This is a genomic window from Kribbella sp. NBC_00709 (assembly GCF_036226565.1).
Classification (GTDB): domain Bacteria; phylum Actinomycetota; class Actinomycetes; order Propionibacteriales; family Kribbellaceae; genus Kribbella.
In genome coordinates, this window is sequence record NZ_CP108996.1 from 6,666,192 (window position 1) to 6,685,668 (window position 19,477).

Consider the following 19,477-nt stretch of genomic DNA (forward strand, 5'->3'; position numbering starts at 1 on the left):
TGAGTGATCACTCCTTGCCCCAACCTGGGGCCGCTGGCTCGGTTCGGCAGGGATAGACGCTACACCGACCTGAGGGTGCCTCTAACATCACCGGTGTGACTCCCGCTCTAGGCGACATCGGCAAACGGCTGCTGCTCGGTCGCAAACTGCGCAGCACCCAGCTGGGCGAGACCCTGCTGCCGAAGCGCATCGCCCTCCCGGTGTTTGCGAGCGACGCGCTGTCGTCGGTCGCGTACGCCCCCGACGAGGTCTTCCTGACGCTGTCGATCGCCGGACTGGCGGCGTACAGCTTCTCCTGGAAGATCGGCCTGCTGGTCGCGTTCGTGATGCTTGTCGTGGTGGCGTCGTACCGGCAGAACGTGCACGCGTACCCGTCCGGCGGCGGTGACTACGAGGTCGCGACGGTGAACATCGGCCCGACGGCCGGGCTGACCGTGGCCAGCGCGCTGATGGTCGACTACGTGCTGACCGTCGCGGTGTCGATCTCCTCCGGCGTGCAGAACGCCAAGTCGGCGCTGCCGTTCCTGGAAGGGCACGAGGTACCGCTGGCGGTCGGCCTGGTGCTGGTGCTGACCGCGATGAACCTGCGCGGGGTCCGTGAGTCCGGGGCGGTGTTCGCGGTCCCGACGTACATCTTCATGTTCTCGATCATCGGGATGGCGATCTGGGGCCTGATCCGGCTCAGCGCCGGCAACCTGCCGATGGCGGAGAGCGCGGACTTCGAGGTCCATGCCGAGTCGGGCCACGAGGTCTTCACCGGACTGGCCGCGGTCTTCCTGCTGGCGCGGGCGTTCTCGTCCGGGTGTGCGGCGCTGACCGGGGTCGAGGCGATCAGCAACGGCGTACCGGCCTTCCGCAAGCCGAAGAGCAAGAACGCCGCGACCACGCTGCTGCTGCTCGGCACGATCGCGGTGACGATGCTGATGAGCATCCTGTTCCTGGCCAGCAAGATCAGACTCCGGTACGCCGAGGATCCCGCCACCCAGCTGTATCGCAACGGGCAGCCGGTCGGCGACGGCTACACCCAGAAGACCGTGATCGGCCAGATCGGCGACTCGGTGTTCTCGAACTTCCAGCCGGCCTTCTACCTGGTCATCGGCGCGACCATGCTGATCCTGGTGCTGGCCGCGAACACCGCGTTCAACGGGTTCCCGGTACTGGCGTCGATCCTGGCCCGGGACGGCTACCTTCCCCGCCAGCTGCACACTCGCGGCGATCGGCTCGCGTACAGCAACGGCATCGTGCTGCTGGCGCTCTGCGCGGTCGGCCTGATCATCGCGTTCGACGCCCAGGTGACCAAGCTGATCCAGCTCTACATCGTCGGTGTGTTCGTCAGCTTCACGCTCAGCCAGTTCGGCATGATCCGGCACTGGACCAGGCACCTGAAGACCGAGACCGACGGCGCCAAGCGGCGGCAGATGTACCGCTCGCGGGTGATCAACGCGATCGGCCTGACGATGACCGGCATCGTGCTGATCATCGTGCTGCTGACCAAGTTCACCCACGGCGCGTACATCGCGATCCTCGCCATGGCCGGGCTGTTCCTGCTGATGAAGGGCATCCACCGGCACTACGACACGGTCCGCAAGCAGATGTCCGCGGAAGGCGAGGAGCCGCTGATGCTGCCGTCCCGGGTGCACTCGATCGTGCTGATCTCGAAGTTGCACAAGCCGACCCTGCGGGCGCTGGCCTTCGCCAAGGCCGCCCGGCCGTCGACGCTCGAGGCGGTCACCGTCGATGTCGACCGGGACGAGGCGGACGCACTGCAGGCCGACTGGGACGCTCGCGGCATCCCGATCCCGCTGAAGCGACTGGCCTCGCCGTACCGGGAGATCACCCGGCCGATCCTGCAGTACGTCCAGGACATCCGGCGGCAGTCGCCGCGGGACGTGGTGATGGTCTACATCCCGGAGTACGTCGTCGGGCACTGGTGGGAACACATCCTCCACAACCAGAGCGCACTCCGGCTCAAGGGGCGGCTCTTGTTCACACCTGGTGTGATGGTTACGTCGGTTCCTTATCAGTTGCTCTCGTCGCAGGGGGCGGAGGAGCGGCAGGACCGGGTGGAACGGGTAGCCGGCCAGGTACGGCGCGGTGCCCGCAAGGCGTCAGGAGATCGGTGACAGACGAGAACAACAGTCTGGTTGGGGCGGTAGTCGAGCTGGAGGTAGGGCCAGTCGCGCACGGGGGTCACTGCGTCGCCCGGCACGAGGGACAGGTGGTGTTCGTCCGGCATGCGCTGCCGGGGGAGCTGGTGCACGCCCGGATCACGGAGCAGACCGCCAAGTACCTGCGTGCGGACGCCGTCTCGGTGCTGACGCCGTCCCCGCAGCGGATCGAGCCGCCGTGCCCGTATGCCGGACCCGGCCTGTGTGGTGGCTGTGACTTCCAGCACGCCAACATCGTCGAGCAGCGCCGGCTGAAGGCGACCGTGGTGTCGGACACCCTCCGGCGGATCGGCGGTATCGAGCGGACCGTCGTGATGGAGTCGCCGGGCGACGACGGGCTCGGCTGGCGGACCCGCATGCGGTACGCCGTCGTGGACGAGCGGCCCGGGATGTACGCGCACCGCTCCCACGACCTGGTGCCGATCGACCGGTGCCTGATCGCCCATCCGGGGACTCCGGACGTGCTGTCCTCGCGGTGGCCCGGCGTGTCGTCTGTGCAGGCCGTCGTGTCGTCCGAGGGCAAGACCGCTGTACAGACCGACCAAGAGCCTGGTGAGCGGCTGGTCGAGGTCGTGCGGGAGCGACGGTTCCTGGTGGAGGCCGATGGGTTCTGGCAGGTGCACCCGGCGGCGCCGGAGACGCTGCTGGACGCCGTACTGAGTGGTCTGGAGCCTGCAGCGGGGGAGACCGCGCTGGACCTGTACTCCGGTGTGGGGCTGTTCGCTGCGTTCCTGGCCGAGGCCGGATGTGCCGTGCTGGCCATCGAGGGGGACAAGGACGCAGTCCGGAACGCCCGGCGGAACCTGCACGACCTGAAGAACGTGACGCTGGAGAACGGCGACGTCGACCGGGTGTTGAACGCTGCGGCCGGGCAGGGTCTGGAGCGTGTGGACCTCGTGGTCCTCGATCCACCGCGGACAGGCGCCGGCAAGGACGTCGTACGGCGGGTCGCGGCCCTCGGGCCACGGCGGGTGGCGTACGTCGCGTGCGACCCGGCGGCGCTGGCGCGGGACCTGAAGACGTTCGCGCGTCTCGGATACGGGATCGCCTCGCTGCGCGCCTTCGATCTCTTCGGCATGACCCACCACATCGAGTGCGTCGCCATCCTCGAGCCCGTGGATAGTGAACTGGTGAGTGGGGGAACCCTCGGGTAGCGTCTGGGGCTGGATTCCAATGCGCTGGAGACCTGATGCCGCTCGTTGACCTGGACGACCCTGAGGAGTTGCGGTCCCGCTGGACCGCACTCGCGGCGGTCGCGCATGCCACGGGCTTCGACCGGCGGTGGTACGCCGACGCCGACGGATACCACCACCAGGACGAGACCGCCTCTGTGCTGCGGCTGACACGGCTCGGCGACGGACGTGTGGTGCTCTGGGGGTTCCACACCCAGCACAGCGCGACCGCCGGCGCCGATCTGCTGGCCGGGTCGCCGGACTGGATCGGCCAGCCGGAAGTGCGGCAGCGGCAGACGGCCGGCGAGCTCGGATTCGTGTACGGCGCGTTCAACGGGACGTGGGCGCGCGCGTCGTACCCGGGCGACCCGTGGCAGCCGGTCGACGACGGATTCGCCCCGATCGGCGGCTGGATCACCTCGGACGAGGCCGCCGCCGACGAGATGATCGAGTGGGTCGCGGAGTGGGCCGACTATCTCGGCGGACTCGACGAGCTACGCCCGTACGGCGTCGAACTCATCCGGACCGCGCTCGGTCAGGGGATCAGCGCCGAGGCGCTGGCGGCGTTCTTCTCGCCCTTCCGGATCGACCCGCGATCACCGCTGCAACCCGACATTGCGGCCGGGGTCGTCGCGGCGGAGGACTTCACCCGAAACTTTGCAGTACCGGCAAGTTTCGCCGACGACCCTGACACGGCCGAGGTGTCGGTCGTTGAGGATGTCGTGATCGGAGCTCCGGACAGTCGGCCCTCGTCCTCGTCGCCCCCCTCCGCCCCGCCGGCGTCCTCGGCGTTCTCGGCAGACGACGAGGAGTCGTACGTCGTTCCGCCCGGCATCAGCCCATTCACGGGCCAGCCGATCGATGACCCGCCGTACGATGACCCGGCTCACGACGAGGCCGCCGCCCAGTCGGAGTACGGCGTGACGGGCAAGAAGCAGGGGTGGCTCCGGCGACGCAAACACGACACCGGCTCCGTGCCTCTCGTCGAGCCCTCGCCCGGTCCGGCCGGCCCCGGCCCGGGGACGTACCTGCCCGACAACATGGACGGCGCCGGTCTGCCTCAGCCGACGTACAACCCGAACCTCCCGTCGGCCGAGCCGCCCCGCGTAGGCGGCGGCCAGTACGAAGGCGACGACTTCTACAACAGCCTCTTCGCCGACGCCCCCGCCGCCGCGGCCCCCGCACCCGACGAGCAGGACTGGGAAACCGCCGAACAACCCTCCTGGTCCAACCAGGAACCCACCAGCGAGTACAACCCCTTCGCCGAAGACACCACCGGCACCCCCGCCTGGACCGGCCCCGCCTGGATCAACGGCCAATGGGTAGAAGACCCATCCGCCCAACCCGGCACAAGCCCCGACGCCGGCCAGCCAGGCGCACCCGCTCAGTCGGGCGCGGCCGCCCACTCGGGTGGTCAGCCCGGCCCAACGGCGCACACCGGCGCACCCGCTCAGCCGCCAACCACGCGCCCTGCAGACACCGCCCCCGCAAACTCCCCGTTCGCGCCAACCTCGCACCCAGACACCGCCCCGATCGACTCGCCGTTCGCGCCGACCCGACCGGACTCGGCCCTGCCTGCCTCCCCGCCCACCGCGACTGGCTCCCCGGACGGTGCGCCGGCCAGTTCGCCGTTCGCCCCGAGTACTTCACCGGAGGCAGCGCCGCCCGATTCGCCGTTCGCGCCTGCGCCGTCCGCCGAAGACGACGACGCACCCACCGCTGAGATCGCCGCAGTGCTGGACCCAGCTGCTGCAACCGAGGACGAGGAAGAGCCGGCCTCCTTCACCGGCCCCTCCCCATTCGCCCCAGTCGCCCACCCCGAGCCATCCCCCCACCAGCCCGCCCCGCAGTACCCAGCGGACCAACCCGCCGCAGGCGAGTACTCCGGTGACGGATCGACCGACCAGCTCAGGTACGCCGATCAGCCCGCGCCGTACCGCGAGGCCCCCAACCCGACCGGTGGGTACGACGCCGCCCCCGGCGCGCCAGCGGACGCTGCCCCGCACCAGGCGAACCCCAGCCCCGCCCCGCACGACCTGTCCGGCAACGTGTCCGGCGATCTGGACGCAGACGACCAGACCGCCGAAATCCCCGCAGTAGTCGAACAGCCTCCGCTCGCGCAGACACCCGACGCACTCACCCGCCCCGCCCAAACCCCCGACCCGTCCCCAGCACAAGCCTCCGAACAAGGCTGGGCACAGACTCTCGACCGCGCCTCGGACGACGCCTCGGTACGACCTTCCTCGGCGCAAGCCTCGGACCGGACCTCGGCACGGGACTCGGCACAGGACTCGGCACAGGACTCCGGGCAAGGCTGGGGACAGGCTTCTGACCACGGCTGGGCAGACGCCTCGGAGGACGACTCGGCGCAGGCCGAAGCTGAGTTCGGGCAGGCGCACGGGCGGTTCGGCGGGCAGTGGATCGATGACGACGAGGATGAGAGGTACGGCGAACCCGCGTCGGACCGCGACCTCCGGAACCGATCTGCTGAAGCTAAAGCTCAAGTAGACCCTCAACCCTGGCCGCAACCTCAACCCCACCCAGAACCCTGGCCCCAACCAGAACCCCACCCCGCCCCCTGGCCCGAGCCCACCCCGCCACACCCCGAGCCGACCCCGCGCCCGGGGCCCGGCCCCGAGCCACACCCCGGTCCGCAGCCAAGCCCGGAGCCCACACCCCAACCCGGCCGCGAACCCTTCCCGGGCCCAGCCCCAGAGCCGATCCCAGGCCCCACACCGCACCCCGAGCCGTTCCCGGGTCCAGAGCCTCGTCCTGAGCCGTTCCCAGGTCCGGAGCCGACGCCGAATCCCGATCCCTTCCCGGGACCGGAGCCGTTGCCCGGGCCATTCCCCGACCCAGAACCTCAGCCGGAGCCCGAACCGCAGCCCGGGCCGTTCCCCGACCCGGAGCCCGAACCCGAGCCCGAGCCACTCCCGGACCCCGAACCACAGCCGCAACCAGACCCCGAACCCGACCCACTCCCAACCCCGGAGAACCACCCGGCCCCCCAACCATGGGCCGCGCAGCACCCGGACCCGGAGCACCAGTTGGCTCCCGGATCGGCCCCGCAACCGTGGGCTGCGCAGCACCCGAACCCGGAGACCGACTCGGCCCGCGGGCCGGCGCAGGTGGCACGTCTCGAGGGCGGCTGGGACATCTACGCCGACGCCCAGACGCAGACGCCGGACGCCCAGGCGCAGATGCCCGGTGGCCCGGTTCGCGCGTCCGAAGACGCCGCCGTCCCATCCGAAGCTGCCTCGCAAGGGGTAGGTGCGGACGGGCGGGCTGACGTCGGTGACCCCGAGGATGACTGGCCTACCGGTGTTGTGCCGGTTGTCGAGGACGCCGAGCCGACCGGGGAGATGCAGGCGGTTGGTTTCGGTAATGCGTTGTCGCCGGACGCCGAACGCACCCATCAGTTGGCCGACGACGCCGAGTGGGGTCACCAAGCGAACCGCAGACACGATGCGGACGGCGCGGGCGGCGCGGCTGCTGCGGGTGGTGTGGAGTCGTCGGGCTTCGTAGGTGGTGTGGAGTCGGCTCCGGGGGCTAATGGGGTTGGGCGCGTCAACGGCACCGGGCGGTCCGGCGGGGCTGAGCTGGATCACGCGGAGCTGGATCACGGCGAGCTGGATCGCCGGGAGTCGGAGGCGGATGGGGTTGCGGCTGTAGGGCGGATGTCTATTCCTGGGTTGGGGTTGGTTGGTGGGGGGCCGCCTCGGGTTGTGCCGGAGCCGGGGTCTCTCGAGGAGGCCATGCGGGCCGAGTCGGAGCGGCCGCGGCCGCGGCCGGTGGAGTCGGAGGCGGTGCTGGCGTTGCGGGCGTGGTGCCGGGCCCGGACGGCGATCGTGCCGTCGGGGTTCACGATTCAGGTGCAGGTGCTGGACCCGAGCGCCCCGTCGTACCGGTTCGATCTCGAGCCGCCGGACGTGGACGACCCGGAGTACGCCGCCGACAAGCTCAGCGGGCTGCTCGGCGATCTGTGGCTGACGGAGCAGCAGGGCGATCTGGGCGGCTGGTTGTTCGCGCGGATCGACGCGGCCGGCCGGACGCTGCGGATCGACCGCTGGTACGACCAGGTGCCCGACTGGTGGGACAACCCGGTCGAGCCCCGTCTCGACGTGAACGGGCTGGTACGCCGCCTGTACAGCCGCGGCCCCGAATGGCAGCCGTCGTACCTGGAGAAGCTGTACACCAGCGCAAGATAGCGTTGCGCCATGCTTCTCAGGATCTTCACCGAACCGCAGCAAGGCGCCTCGTACGACGACCTCCTGGCGGTCGCCCGCAAGACGGAGGAGAACGGGTTCGACGCGTTCTTCCGCTCCGACCACTACCTCGTGATGGGCGACGGCGACGGCCTCCCGGGCCCGACCGATGCCTGGATCACGCTGGCCGGCCTGGCCCGCGAGACCAAGCGGATCAAGCTCGGCACGCTGGTCAGCTCAGCGACGTACCGCAACCCGGGGGTGCTCGCGATCTCGGTCGCGCAGGTCGACCAGATGAGCGGCGGCCGGGCCGAGCTCGGTCTCGGCGCCGGCTGGTACGAAGCGGAGCACCAGGCGTACGGCCTCGACTTCCCCGACACCCCCGGCCGCTTCGACCTCCTGTCCGAGCAGCTCGAACTGATCACCGGACTGTGGGACACGCCGCTGGGGGAGAAGTACAACTTCCAGGGCGAGCACTACCAGCTCACGAATTCGCCGGCGCTGCCGAAGCCGGTGCAGCAGCCGCATCCGCCGGTCATCGTCGGCGGCGCGGGCAAGAAGCGTACGCCGGCCCTGGCCGCGAAGTACGCCGCCGAGTTCAACGCCGGCTTCCGCAGTGTCGAGGAGACCGAGGTCCTCTTCAAGCGCGTCCGCGCCGCATGCGAGACGGAGAGCCGGGACCCGAAGACACTCAACCTGTCCACCGCCCACACCGTTGTCGTCGGCAAGGATGACGCCCAGGTCAAGCAGCGCGCCGACGCAATCGGCCGCAACGTCGACGACCTCAAGGCCAACGCCATCGCCGGCACGCCGGCCGAGGTGGTCGACCGCATCAGCCAGTACGCCGCCATCGGCTCCCAACGCCAGTACGTCCAGATCATGGACCTCCAAGACCTTGGCCACCTCGATCTCATCGCCGCCGAAGTCCTCCCACACGTCTCCTGATCTGACCAGGAGCCGGGGCCTTGGACAGTGCTTGGTGGGCTGAGACAGGTTATTTCCTGTGGCACGCCACCAGTTCCTGTTCACGGCCCCGGTTCGGGGCTGTGCCGTACGGCGTTGGCTCGATGTCGTGTATCTTGATGTCGAGAGAGTTTTGGCGCGAGGTTAGGGGGACCTGACCTCGCGGCCGGGCGGCGCGCTGGGCAGGATGGGCCTGAGCGAACAAGGACTGACAGAGGAGCGGGTTGATGGCGAGCGTCGACAGCTTCGGTGCCAAGGGTGCACTCGAGGTCAACGGGCAGTCGTACGAGATCTTCAGGTTGGCGGGTATCGAGGGTGCGGACACGCTGCCGTACTCCTTGAAGGTCCTGCTGGAGAACCTGCTGCGCACCGAGGACGGCGCGAACATCACCGCCGAGCACATCACCAAGCTCGGCAGCTGGGACGCGAACGCGGCCCCCGACACCGAGATCCAGTTCACCCCGGCCCGGGTGATCATGCAGGACTTCACCGGCGTCCCGTGCGTGGTCGACCTGGCCACGATGCGCGAGGCGGTCGGCGAGCTCGGCGGTGACCCGACCAAGATCAACCCGCTGGCGCCGGCCGAGCTGGTCATCGACCACTCGGTCATCACCGACGTCTTCGGTCGCGCGGACGCGTTCGAGCGTAACGTCGAGTTCGAGTACCAGCGCAACGGCGAGCGGTACCAGTTCCTCCGCTGGGGCCAGACCGCGTTCGACGACTTCAAGGTCGTCCCGCCGGGCACCGGCATCGTGCACCAGGTCAACATCGAGCACCTCGCGCGCACCGTCATGGTCCGTGACGGCGTCGCGTACCCCGACACCTGTGTCGGCACCGACAGCCACACCACGATGGTGAACGGCCTCGGCGTGCTCGGTTGGGGCGTCGGCGGTATCGAGGCCGAGGCGGCCATGCTCGGCCAGCCGGTGTCGATGCTGATCCCGAAGGTCGTCGGCTTCAAGCTGACCGGCTCGGTCCCGGCCGGCGCGACCGCGACCGACGTCGTCCTCACCATCACCCAGCTGCTGCGCAAGCACGGCGTGGTCGGCAAGTTCGTCGAGTTCTACGGCGAGGGTGTCGCGGCTGTGCCGCTGGCGAACCGCGCCACGATCGGCAACATGAGCCCGGAGTTCGGCTCGACCTGCGCGATCTTCCCGATCGACGACGTCACCCTGGAGTACCTGCGGCTGACCGGCCGCAGCGACCAGGATGTCGCGCTGGTCGAGGCGTACGCCAAGGAGCAGGGCCTGTGGCACGACCAGTCGGTCGAGCCGCGGTTCTCGGAGTACCTCGAGCTGGACCTGTCGACCGTCGTGCCGTCGATCGCCGGCCCGAAGCGGCCGCAGGACCGGGTCGCGCTGACCGAGGCCAAGGAGGCCTTCCGCGGCGCGCTGACCGACTACGCGACCGAGGAGCTGGACGTCGACCCGTCGGAGACCGGGAGCTTCCCGGCCAGCGACGCGCCGAACGGGCACGGCGACGTGAACGACGAGCCGCACACCCCGCATGGTGGTCCGGGCCGTCCGTCGAAGAAGACCACGATCTCCATGGGCGGCCAGGAGGTCGAGCTCGACCACGGCCACGTCGTGATCGCGAGCATCACCTCCTGCACCAACACCTCGAACCCGTCGGTGATGATGGCCGCCGCGCTGCTCGCGAAGAACGCGGTCGACAAGGGCCTGTCGAGCAAGCCCTGGGTGAAGACGTCGCTGGCGCCGGGCTCGAAGGTCGTCACGGACTACTACGAGAAGGCCGGCGTCACGCCGTACCTGGACAAGCTCGGTTTCCAGCTGGTCGGCTACGGGTGTACGACGTGCATCGGCAACTCGGGGCCGTTGCCCGAGCCGGTCTCGGCAGGTGTGCAGGAGGCCGACCTGGCCGTCGTCTCCGTGCTGTCCGGCAACCGGAACTTCGAGGGCCGGATCAACCCGGACGTGAAGATGAACTACCTGGCGAGCCCGCCGCTGGTGATCGCGTACGCGCTGGCCGGGACGATGGACTTCGACTTCGAGACCGATGCCCTGGGCAAGGACACCGACGGGAACGACGTGTTCCTGAAGGACATCTGGCCGGCCGCGGAAGACGTCGAGCGGGTGATCGCGAGCTCGATCAGCAAGGAGATGTTCACCAAGGACTACGCGGATGTCTTCGCCGGTGACGAGCGCTGGCAGTCGCTGCCGACGCCCGAGGGCAAGACGTTCGCCTGGGACGCCGAGTCGACGTACGTGCGCAAGCCTCCGTACTTCGACGGCATGGCGAAGGACCCGTCGCCGGTCACCGACATCGCCGGTGCCCGCGTGCTGGCCAAGCTGGGCGACTCGGTCACCACCGACCACATCTCCCCGGCCGGCTCGATCAAGGCGGACAGCCCGGCGGGTCAGTACCTGGCCGACCACGGCGTCGAGCGCAAGGACTTCAACTCGTACGGGTCGCGCCGCGGCAACCACGAGGTGATGATCCGCGGCACGTTCGCGAACATCCGGCTGCGCAACCAGATCGCACCGGGCACCGAGGGCGGCTTCACCCGCGACTTCACCAAGTCCGACGCGCCCGTCACGAGCATCTACGAGGCCGCCCAGTCGTACGCCGAAGCCGGCACGCCGCTGGTGATCCTGGCAGGCAAGGAGTACGGCTCGGGTTCGTCGCGGGACTGGGCCGCCAAGGGTACGGCGCTGCTCGGCGCGAAGGCTGTCATCACGGAGTCGTTCGAGCGCATCCACCGGTCGAACCTGATCGGCATGGGCGTGCTCCCGCTGCAGTACCCGGAGGGTGAGAACGCGGAGTCGCTCGGCCTGACCGGCGAGGAGACCTTCGACATCAGCGGTGTCACCGCGCTGAACGACGGCTCGATCCCGAGTACCGTGCACGTGACGGTGACGGGCGTGGACGGTTCGCAGAAGGAGTTCGACGCGGTCGTCCGGATCGACACCCCGGGCGAGGCCGACTACTACCGCAACGGCGGCATCCTGCAGTACGTGCTGCGTTCGCTCATCGCGGGCTGACGGCGGCTGACGGGTGGAGCGTCGTACCGGCGAAGACGATGGTGTCGTCAGGTTCTGGAACGACGAGGAGGGCTGGGGCGTCGTTGACTGCCCCAGCACCCCCGGCGGCTGCTGGACGCACTTCTCGGTGATCGTGGCCGAGGGTTTCCGTTCGCTGCCGCCGGGCGGCTCGGTGCGCGTGCGCTGGGAGTCGCCCGGCCAGGACGGCTACGACTACCGCGCCGAGTGGGCCAAGCAGCACTAGAACTGTCGGTGGGGCACGGTTTACTGACTCCATGACCGACAGACCGTCGCCGCGAGACGTCGTTCGTGCCGCCTGCGCGGAGTACGGCGAGGATGTGGTGATCGACTGGTGCGTCGCGTTCCTCAGCGGGGAGATCTCCGGCGAGGCGGCGTACGGCGCTGAGCTGCCGAAGCTGGTCGCGATCACTGGCTCGGAGAATCCGGGTGGGTGGAAGGCACCGGTTGATCCGGTGAACTACTACTGGATCCGGGTCTGGGCGGCCCGGGTGTTGCTGTACGTGTGGCGCGACGACGTGGTTGATGCGTTGATGATTGCGGCGGGCGATCCCGCGTGGCGCGTCCGGGAGCACGTTGCCCGGATCACGGCGCAGCGCGAGCTCGGTCAGCTCGTCGACCTACTGCTGCCGATGCTCGAACATGAGCTGCCGCGCGTTCGGGCGGCGGCTGTCCGGGCGGTCGGCGCGGCGGGCGAGTTCGAGCACGCAGACGCGATCCGGCCGCTGGCCGACGACCCTGCTCACACCGTCCGCGCCGCCGTCGAGGGAGCCCTCGCAACCCTGGAGAACCGCCTTGACCGACCCATCCGATAACCACACAGTCGCTCCCGGGCCGGGTGGCTCGATCACCGCTCGTCGCGCGACGTCCGACGACGGCGTGGCAGTTGGGGAGATCCACGCTGCCTCGTGGGGAGCGGCCTACGCGCCGCTGTTTCCCGAGGCCGTCGCCCAGGAGGGGATCGAGAGTCGTAAGACCCGCTGGCATGCGCGGCTCGCGGGTGGCGAGGGACTGGTCATGCTCGGGTTCGTCGCCGAGCGACCGCTGGCGATGTCGTGGTCGGTGCCGTCGGAGGCCCGCCCCGGGTTCGCGGAGATCTACAGCTTCTACACCCACCCCGACGGCTGGGGGAGCGGCGTCTCCGCCGCCCTGATGCAAGCCACCCTCAACCACCTGACCGCCGACGGCTTCGACCGCGTGCATCTGTGGACGTTGCGAGACACCCCGCAGTCACGCCGGTTCTACACAAAGGTCGGCTTCACCGAGACCGGCGCCACCCAGACCCGAGACTTCGGCGACGGCACCCCACTCCCGCAGGTGGAGTACGAGCTAAGGCTCCGTCCATAAAGTTGTCCGGCCGGCCGATCCGAGCGCCCAACGGCCACCCTTGATACGGGGAGGGTTTTACCCGCCCCCCAGAACGGCACAAAATCCTCCCCAGAGTTCCGGTAGGTCGTCCTTCAGACGATCCGCGGAGGAACCCGGAGGGAAATGCGCTGTGAGTGAGGAAACCCCTCCACCATCTCAGCAAGCAGCCCGGCGCAGCCCAGCGGCGGTGCTCCGCGGGGCGTCTCAGGGGTTGACCCCTGAGATGGTCGGTTGACACCTCGCCTGCAGGGAGCAGAACCGGCAATCTGAGGGGTCAACCCCTCAAACGCTCCAGCTCACCCTCGCTCTGTCCGGGTGGCGTTCGGCGGCGGCAACCCACTCGCCCAAGTGGAGTACGCGCTAGTCGCCCAGGGCAGCGCGTAGCTTCCCGGCGTACTCCGAAGCCTCGGTCTCGTCGGCGTACTTCGTGCGCGGCCAGAAGAAACCGCGCAGCCCGTCGCCCTTGGTGCGCGGTACGACGTGGACGTGCAGGTGCGGCACGGACTGCGACACAACGTTGTTGACGGCAACGAACGAACCCTGCGCGTCGAACGCCGTACGCACCGCGGCCGCAACCGACCGGGCGGCGCCGAACAGCGGGACCATCACCTCGTCGGACATCTCGACCATCGTCGGCACATGAGCGCGCGGCACGATCAGAGTGTGGCCCTTGAACACCGGCCGGATGTCGAGGAACCCGACGACGTCCGGCGTGTCCAGGACGATCTGTGCCGGCGTCGTACCGGCGATGATGGAACAGAAGAGGCAGTCGGCCATGCCGTCAACCTAGCTTCTCGTCGACGAAGCACCAGCGCCACGTCTCCCCCGGCTCGAAGCTGCGCATCACCGGATGCTTCGTGTCGGCGTTGTGCTTGCTCGCGTGCTTCATCTCGGACGAGTCGCAGCATCCGACGTGACCGCATCCCAGGCACAGCCGCAGGTGCACCCAGGTGGTGCCGTCGGCCATGCACTCCTCGCAGCCCTCCGGAGTGTTCGGCGCGACCACTGCCGGCGCCTCGTCGAGGTGCTCGCACGCCCCGCCCGGCATCAGCTTCGGCCGCAGGTCCTCCGAGCGGCCGCCGACGTCGTCGTCCTCGTCGCGATCCAGGATCGACTCCTCGATGTCGAGCGCGTTCTGCGCCCGCTGCAGCACCTCGTCCGCAACCAGTCCCGCGTCGCGGACCTTGAGGATGTGCGTGCGTTCTGCCTCGAGCATCGCGATCCGCAACCGCCGGTACGCCTCGCTCGGCGTCTCGTACTCCGTCTCCGGCCGCCCGAGCCGCTCCCACGCGGCCTGCGCCCGCGCCTCGCCCCGCTGCCGCAGTACGTCGAGCACGGCCGGCGGATCGGACGGTGTCGAGATCTCCTCGAGCTTCTCGATCGCGGCCCGGTGTGCGCCCTGCAGTACGGCGGCCTCCTGCAACGCGTCCTCCGCCGGATCCGGTCCGGGCAGCCGCAACCGCCGTACCAGCCAGGGCAGTGTCGATCCCTGGACGAGCAGCGTGCCCGCGGTGACGGTCAGGGCGATGAACACGAGTACTTCGCGATGCGGCGTGTTCTCGGGCAGCGTGAAGACCGCCGCTAGCGTGACCACGCCGCGCATCCCGGCCCACGACACCACGATGAGCGCACCCCGCGAAACGGGTCCGGGGCGCGACGGACCCAGGAACCGCCGGGACAGCATCGTCGTCGGGATGATCCAGATCGGCCGCAGCAGCACGACCGCCACGAACACCGCGATCGTGGCCGTCGCGATCAACCAGGCCGGCAGCGGGCTCGCGGTGAGGTCGTCGAGGATCCACCGGGTCTGCAGGCCGATCAGCAGGAAGACCGTGTTCTCCAGCAGGAACTGGAACGTCCGCCAGTTCGTCCGCTCCGACATCCGCGACTTGGCGGACTGGATGATCGGCGCCTTGTGCCCGAGCAGCAGCCCGGTGACGACGACCGAGAGTACGCCGGACGCCTGCATGTAGTGGTTCTCGGCCGCGATGTAGGCGATGAACGGTGCGGTCAGGCTGAGGGTGGTGTCCAGGACCGGATCGGTGAACCGGCGGCGGATCTTGGCCAGCACGATTGCCACCACCACGCCGATGAGCACACCGCCGCCGGCCGCGCGCAAGAAGTCCAGGCTGACGTGCAGGACGGTCGGGGCCACGACCGCCGCGCCGACCGCCGTACGCAGGCAGACCAGCGCGGTCGCGTCGTTCATCAGGCTCTCGCCCTCGAGGATCGTGACCACCCGGCGGGGGAGCCCGACCCGTTTGGCGATCGCGGTCGCGGCGACCGCGTCGGGCGGGGCGACGACGGCGCCGATCGCGAATGCGGCCCAGAACGGCAACGGCTTCTGGCCGATCGACTCCGCGACGTCCCCGAGCAACCACCACGCGACCAGACCGACGCCGAGTGCGGTGAACGCGACCAGGCCGACGGACAGCAGCCCGATGGACCGCCGGTGCTTGGTGAAGTCGACCAGGCTGGTCTTGATCGCGGCCGAGTAGAGCAGCGGCGGCAGGAACCCGACCAGGACGACTTCGGGCGCGAGCTCGATCCGGGGAATGAACGGCAGGTACGACACGGCGATCCCGATGACCACCAGCAGCAGAGGAGCCGAGATCCCTATCCGCCGCGCCAGCGCGGCACCGGCCGCGACGACAGCGACGAGGGCTACGACCTCGATCGCGATATGCACGCGCACAGTGTCGCAGCGCACGAGCGGTTCCGCCCACCGGTTCGCCCTCGGCTGAGTGCAGCCGCTGGTCTCCGCCGAGATAGTCCTCTAGCGTGTGAGCAGCAGATCACGAGGAGTGACTGATGCGTCGTCGTGTGCTTGCTCTGGCGGGTGTGGTTGCGCTGTTGCTGTCGCCGGTGGTTCCGGCCGCGGCATCGGACACAGTGACCAACGGATGCGTCGCCTCGGTGCCAGAGCCCGGTACGACGACGCCCGTACGGATCTGCTACTCGCTCTTCGAACCGGCGACCGCGTCCGCGCAGCACACCGTGCCGCTGATCTTCCACAGCCACGGGTGGGGCGGGAGCCGGATCAAGGACCCGGCCGCGTTCAAGGACTGGCTCGACGCGGGGTTCGGAGTGCTGAGCTTCGACCAGCGCAGTTTCGGCGAGAGTACGGGCGTCGCGCACGTGATGAACCCGGACTACGAGGGCCGCGACGTCGTGAAGCTCGTCGACCTGGTCCCGGGACTCGACTGGGTGACGAAGCAACGGCCGGGCGATCCGCTGATCGGCGCGATCGGCGGGTCGTACGGCGGCGGGTACCAGTTCGCCGGCGCGTTCACCGAGCTCCGCGATCGCGGCAGCACCCGGTTCGACGCGCTGGCTCCGGAGATCACCTGGTGGGACCTCAAGCAGAGCCTCGCGCCGCAGGAAGCCGCGCGGACCATGTGGTTGTCGCTCCTGTTCGCGGGCGGCGGCACGCATCTTCCGCCCGCCGTGTCGGCCGCGTTCGTGGCGCTGATCGCGACCGGCGCCTGGCCGGCGGGGAAGGCCGGCCGCGACCTCGATGCGTTCTTCGCGCACAACGGGCCCGCATGGCACGTCGCACAAGACCGCAAGCTCGACCTTCCGGTTCTCTTCGGTCAGGGCATCTCCGACAACCTGTTCAACCTGAACCAGGGCCTGGCGAACTTCGACCACGCGCTCACGGCACGAGCACGGGCGCGCTCGATCTTCGTCGGGTACAACGGCGGCCACACGCTGCCCAGCGTCGTACCGCCCGGCTATGCGTCCGCCGGCGACCCGTGCTCGATCGCCCTCGGATCACCGAACTTCGCGAGCCTCTCGATCCGCTTCATGCAGCTCCAACTGCTGCACAAGCCGACCGGCTTGACCGGCTTCGGCACCTATCACCTGTCGACGGCTGGCGGTCGTTGCCTCACGCAACAGAACCTCGCGCCCAACAAGCGGTATCAGCTCGGGAAGATCGTCGCGCCGACCGGAGTGGGTCTGCCGGTGAACCTGCCGATCGCCAAGGGGCCGTTGACGATCGCCGGTACGCCGACGCTGTCGGGCAAGGTCTACACGGTCATCCCGCAGTCCGCGGTGTACTTCGCGCTGAGCGTGGGCAAGAGCCCGTTGACCGCGAGGATCGTGCAGAACAACACGATGCCGCTGCGCGAGAAGCACCCGGCGCGCGGCGTACAGCGCACGATCGAGCTGCCCGCGATCGCGGTCGACGTCCCGGCGGGACAGACCTTGTACCTGACCGTCGCGCCGATCGCCGACATGTACGCCGGCCAGCGTGGCCCCCTCCCGGGTGTGATGATGCTCAAGAACGGCACCCTGACGATCCACTCGGTGAGGTAGGACGATGCTTGTCACGGAAACCTTCGAGTACGGCGGCGGTCGCGACGTCACGGCGTACGTCCCCGACCAGAGGCCCCAGGCGGTCGTGTTCGCGGGCGACGGTCAACTCATCTCGCAGTGGGGCGAATTTCTCAACGCGGCCGATGACGTGCCACCCACGATGATCGTCGCGGCGCACCGGCTGGACGACGAGATGGAGCGGATCCACGAGTATTCGCCGGGGTTCGAGCCGGAGCGGTTCGGGGCGCACGAGAAGTTCTTCGTCGAGGATGTCCGCGAGTGGACGCGGACCCGCTTCGACCTTGCGCTGCCGCCCGAGCGTACGGCGGTGTTCGGTGTGTCGGCGAGCGCCGAACTGGCGCTCGCGATCGGGCTCCGCCATCCGGACGTGTACGGCGCGATCTTCTGCGCGTCGCCCGGCGGGGGCTACCAGCCGCCCGGCGACATGGGAAGCATGCTGCCACGCGCGTACTTCGTCGGCGGCACGGAGGAACCGTGGTTCCTGGAGAACGCGACCCGCTGGGCAGACGCCCTCCGCGACGCCAAAGCTGACGTAGTCATCACCGAGCGCCCCGGAAACCACGGCGACGACTTCTGGCGCCAGGAACTCCCGCTGATGGCAGCCTGGGCGTTCGCCTAACGAACCTTGTCGAGGTACGTCTTGTAGACGGTGAGGAACGGCTCCTCGGTCGCCACCGCCTGCACCAGCCGGTCGCAGGTCTCGCGCGCGGTCGCGATCACGTCCGCCGGATACCCGTACTGCACCTGGTGCTCCGCGAACTCGTCCTCGTCGTCGATGAACACGGTCCCGTCCCGCCGCTTGATGACGTCCAGATCGAGATCGATCATCGTCACCACATCGTCCGAGAACTCCACCGGCGTCGTGATGTCCGCATAGATCTCCGTGTACCGCGGCTCGTCGTTGAAGAGCGCCGTGAACCACTTGTCCCGCGGAAACAACTGCACATGCGCCTGCTCCTGCGTAACCTCCGGCTCATCCCCCCGCTGCGACACCGACCCCGCCGGCGCCCCCAGCCAAACCCCGTACTCGTCCTCGCCCAAATACCGCATCCACTGATGCCAGTGCAGCTTCTCGTCAAACTTCCGGTAAACCACCCGAACATCACGCATACCCCTCAACCTATCGACCGAAGGGTGCGCCGGTGAGCTTGCACCCAGCGACCGCTGCGGTCCGGAGTCATCGCGGGGGAGGCGACCGAGGATCCGACCAGGGCGGTCTGGACCTCAGCGATTTTCGACGGCCTTGTTGGCCCGCGAGTACGGCGACTTTCTTGCGTTCATGGTGTGCAGTCGGTCCAGTCGCTCGGTCTGCAGGTTCGTGCAACTTTGCGCTGAGGAGTGGACCGGTCGCGTAATGCGACCGAGCATGGTGTGGTGCCGGACGAAAACCCGACACGCGTGATCGGCCCTTGTCGGCTCAGGGGGGCTCCTAGCCGACGGGGGCCGGTTGCTGTCTTGTAGGCCGCTCCTTGACAGGACAGCGCGCAGACGAACGGGACGTGTCGGGTGACCGACTAGTGCACCTGAGCGTGATCAGGGCCGTCTACATACCTCGGATGAGTTCCAGGTACGGCTTGTACGCCGTGGTGAAGGGTTCGGTGGTGGTGATGGTGGCGGCCAGGTGGTCGCAGGTGGCTTGGGCGGTGGCGATGACCTGGGGTGGGTAGTTGTAGTGGACCTGGTGGGCGTGGAACTCGTCCTCGTCCATGACGCGTACGGTCCCGTCGCGGAGCAGGCGGATGTCCAGGTCGAGGTCGACCAGCGTCACCGAGTCGACGCCGAATTCGGCCGGCATGGTGATGTCGCAGTAGATCGCCGTTTGGTGTGGCTCGTCGTTGAAGAGGGCGCTCCACCATTGCCCGCGGGGGAAGAGCCGCACGCGATGGTGGTCGATGGTTGTCCAGCTGCCGTCGGCGCGCTGGCCGCGGGTGCCGGGGGCGGAGCCGACCCAGAGGCCGTGTTCGTCCTCGCCGAGGCGCACGGCCTCGACGAGCCGGTGCGGCCGGCCGTCGTACTTCAGAAAGAGAGTCCTCACCATCTCCACGTCGACTCCATGACCGACGTCCTCAGCGTCTTCACGTTGGCTACTCTAAGTGAGACGCACCTCACTTCGAACCAGCGACTCCCGGGAAGCGTCTTGGAGTGTGAGATTGGCCAAGACCCGCTCCGCAGCCCGTGACCGAGTTCGGATTCCGGGCGAGGCGAGCATAGACTCAAGCATTCGAGGACGACCTGCGGGA

At 68.9% G+C, this 19,477-nt stretch carries 14 protein-coding genes; 10 read left to right on the forward strand and 4 right to left on the reverse strand.

The window, feature by feature from the left end; all coding sequences use genetic code 11:
* The first annotated feature begins 95 nt into the window (after positions 1–95).
* The 8 genes from OHA18_RS32620 (at position 96) to OHA18_RS32655 (ending at position 12,875) form a co-directional block, all read left to right on the forward strand.
* Positions 96–2,123, forward strand: a complete 2,028-nt coding sequence (locus OHA18_RS32620; protein WP_328999181.1) for an APC family permease — start codon at positions 96–98, stop codon at positions 2,121–2,123.
* Positions 2,120–3,322, forward strand: coding sequence for a class I SAM-dependent RNA methyltransferase (locus OHA18_RS32625; protein ID WP_328999182.1), 1,203 nt, complete (start codon positions 2,120–2,122; stop codon positions 3,320–3,322). The genes OHA18_RS32620 and OHA18_RS32625 overlap by 4 nt, the downstream gene beginning before the upstream one ends.
* Before the next feature lie 35 nt (positions 3,323–3,357).
* Positions 3,358–7,548 carry a hypothetical protein gene (locus OHA18_RS32630; RefSeq protein WP_328999183.1) on the forward strand — a complete coding sequence of 1,397 codons (4,191 nt, stop codon included), beginning with the start codon at positions 3,358–3,360 and terminating at the stop codon, positions 7,546–7,548.
* Positions 7,549–7,557: 9 nt separating this feature from the next.
* Complete coding sequence (locus OHA18_RS32635; RefSeq protein ID WP_328999184.1) at positions 7,558–8,490, forward strand: LLM class F420-dependent oxidoreductase; 933 nt, start codon at positions 7,558–7,560, stop codon at positions 8,488–8,490.
* A gap of 245 nt (positions 8,491–8,735) precedes the next feature.
* On the forward strand, positions 8,736–11,510 hold the full coding sequence (gene acnA, locus OHA18_RS32640) for an aconitate hydratase AcnA (RefSeq protein ID WP_328999185.1): 2,775 nt from the start codon (positions 8,736–8,738) through the stop codon (positions 11,508–11,510).
* 13 nt (positions 11,511–11,523) lie between these two features.
* Positions 11,524–11,754 (forward strand): cold-shock protein, encoded by a 231-nt coding sequence (locus OHA18_RS32645; protein ID WP_328999186.1) that lies wholly within the window; start codon positions 11,524–11,526, stop codon positions 11,752–11,754.
* Between the two features lie 31 nt (positions 11,755–11,785).
* Positions 11,786–12,343 carry a HEAT repeat domain-containing protein gene (locus OHA18_RS32650; RefSeq protein ID WP_328999187.1) on the forward strand — a complete coding sequence of 186 codons (558 nt, stop codon included), beginning with the start codon at positions 11,786–11,788 and terminating at the stop codon, positions 12,341–12,343.
* The gene (locus OHA18_RS32655; RefSeq protein ID WP_328999188.1) at positions 12,324–12,875 is read left to right on the forward strand and encodes a GNAT family N-acetyltransferase; all 552 of its coding nucleotides are present in this window, start codon (positions 12,324–12,326) and stop codon (positions 12,873–12,875) included. The genes OHA18_RS32650 and OHA18_RS32655 overlap by 20 nt, the downstream gene beginning before the upstream one ends.
* Before the next feature lie 381 nt (positions 12,876–13,256).
* On the opposite strand, the gene OHA18_RS32660 is transcribed toward OHA18_RS32655, so the two are convergent.
* On the reverse strand, positions 13,257–13,673 hold the full coding sequence (locus tag OHA18_RS32660; RefSeq protein ID WP_328999189.1) for an HIT family protein: 417 nt from the start codon (positions 13,671–13,673) through the stop codon (positions 13,257–13,259).
* Positions 13,674–13,677: 4 nt separating this feature from the next.
* Positions 13,678–15,585, reverse strand: a complete 1,908-nt coding sequence (locus OHA18_RS32665; RefSeq protein WP_328999190.1) for a Na+/H+ antiporter — start codon at positions 15,583–15,585, stop codon at positions 13,678–13,680.
* A 122-nt stretch (positions 15,586–15,707) separates the two neighbouring features.
* Here OHA18_RS32665 and OHA18_RS32670 point away from each other — a divergent pair, with 122 nt between their 5' ends.
* Together OHA18_RS32670 and OHA18_RS32675 are read left to right on the forward strand one after the other, a co-directional pair.
* Positions 15,708–17,216: a CocE/NonD family hydrolase gene (locus OHA18_RS32670; RefSeq protein ID WP_328999191.1), complete on the forward strand. Its 1,509-nt coding sequence runs from the start codon at positions 15,708–15,710 to the stop codon at positions 17,214–17,216.
* Positions 17,217–17,220: 4 nt separating this feature from the next.
* Complete coding sequence (locus tag OHA18_RS32675) at positions 17,221–17,856, forward strand: alpha/beta hydrolase (RefSeq protein WP_328999192.1); 636 nt, start codon at positions 17,221–17,223, stop codon at positions 17,854–17,856.
* Here OHA18_RS32675 and OHA18_RS32680 read toward each other — a convergent pair.
* A complete protein-coding gene (locus tag OHA18_RS32680; protein ID WP_328999193.1) occupies positions 17,853–18,347 on the reverse strand; it encodes a DUF402 domain-containing protein in 495 nt (164 codons plus the stop codon). The two genes, OHA18_RS32675 and OHA18_RS32680, sit on opposite strands and share 4 nt — an antisense overlap.
* Positions 18,348–18,780: 433 nt before the next feature.
* Complete coding sequence (locus OHA18_RS32685; RefSeq protein WP_329006179.1) at positions 18,781–19,275, reverse strand: DUF402 domain-containing protein; 495 nt, start codon at positions 19,273–19,275, stop codon at positions 18,781–18,783.
* Positions 19,276–19,477 lie beyond the last annotated feature (202 nt).

What these genes read in the sequence shown, in the direction of transcription:
- OHA18_RS32675 (WP_328999192.1), top strand. Translation starts at nt 17,221, where the DNA reads ATGCTTGTCACGGAAACCTTCGAGTACGGCGGCGGTCGCGACGTCACG.
- OHA18_RS32680 (WP_328999193.1), bottom strand. Translation starts at nt 18,347, where the DNA reads ATGCGTGATGTTCGGGTGGTTTACCGGAAGTTTGACGAGAAGCTGCAC.
- acnA (WP_328999185.1), top strand. Translation starts at nt 8,736, where the DNA reads ATGGCGAGCGTCGACAGCTTCGGTGCCAAGGGTGCACTCGAGGTCAAC.
- OHA18_RS32670 (WP_328999191.1), top strand. Translation starts at nt 15,708, where the DNA reads ATGCGTCGTCGTGTGCTTGCTCTGGCGGGTGTGGTTGCGCTGTTGCTG.
- OHA18_RS32635 (WP_328999184.1), top strand. Translation starts at nt 7,558, where the DNA reads ATGCTTCTCAGGATCTTCACCGAACCGCAGCAAGGCGCCTCGTACGAC.
- OHA18_RS32630 (WP_328999183.1), top strand. Translation starts at nt 3,358, where the DNA reads ATGCCGCTCGTTGACCTGGACGACCCTGAGGAGTTGCGGTCCCGCTGG.
- OHA18_RS32650 (WP_328999187.1), top strand. Translation starts at nt 11,786, where the DNA reads ATGACCGACAGACCGTCGCCGCGAGACGTCGTTCGTGCCGCCTGCGCG.
- OHA18_RS32685 (WP_329006179.1), bottom strand. Translation starts at nt 19,275, where the DNA reads ATGGTGAGGACTCTCTTTCTGAAGTACGACGGCCGGCCGCACCGGCTC.
- OHA18_RS32660 (WP_328999189.1), bottom strand. Translation starts at nt 13,673, where the DNA reads ATGGCCGACTGCCTCTTCTGTTCCATCATCGCCGGTACGACGCCGGCA.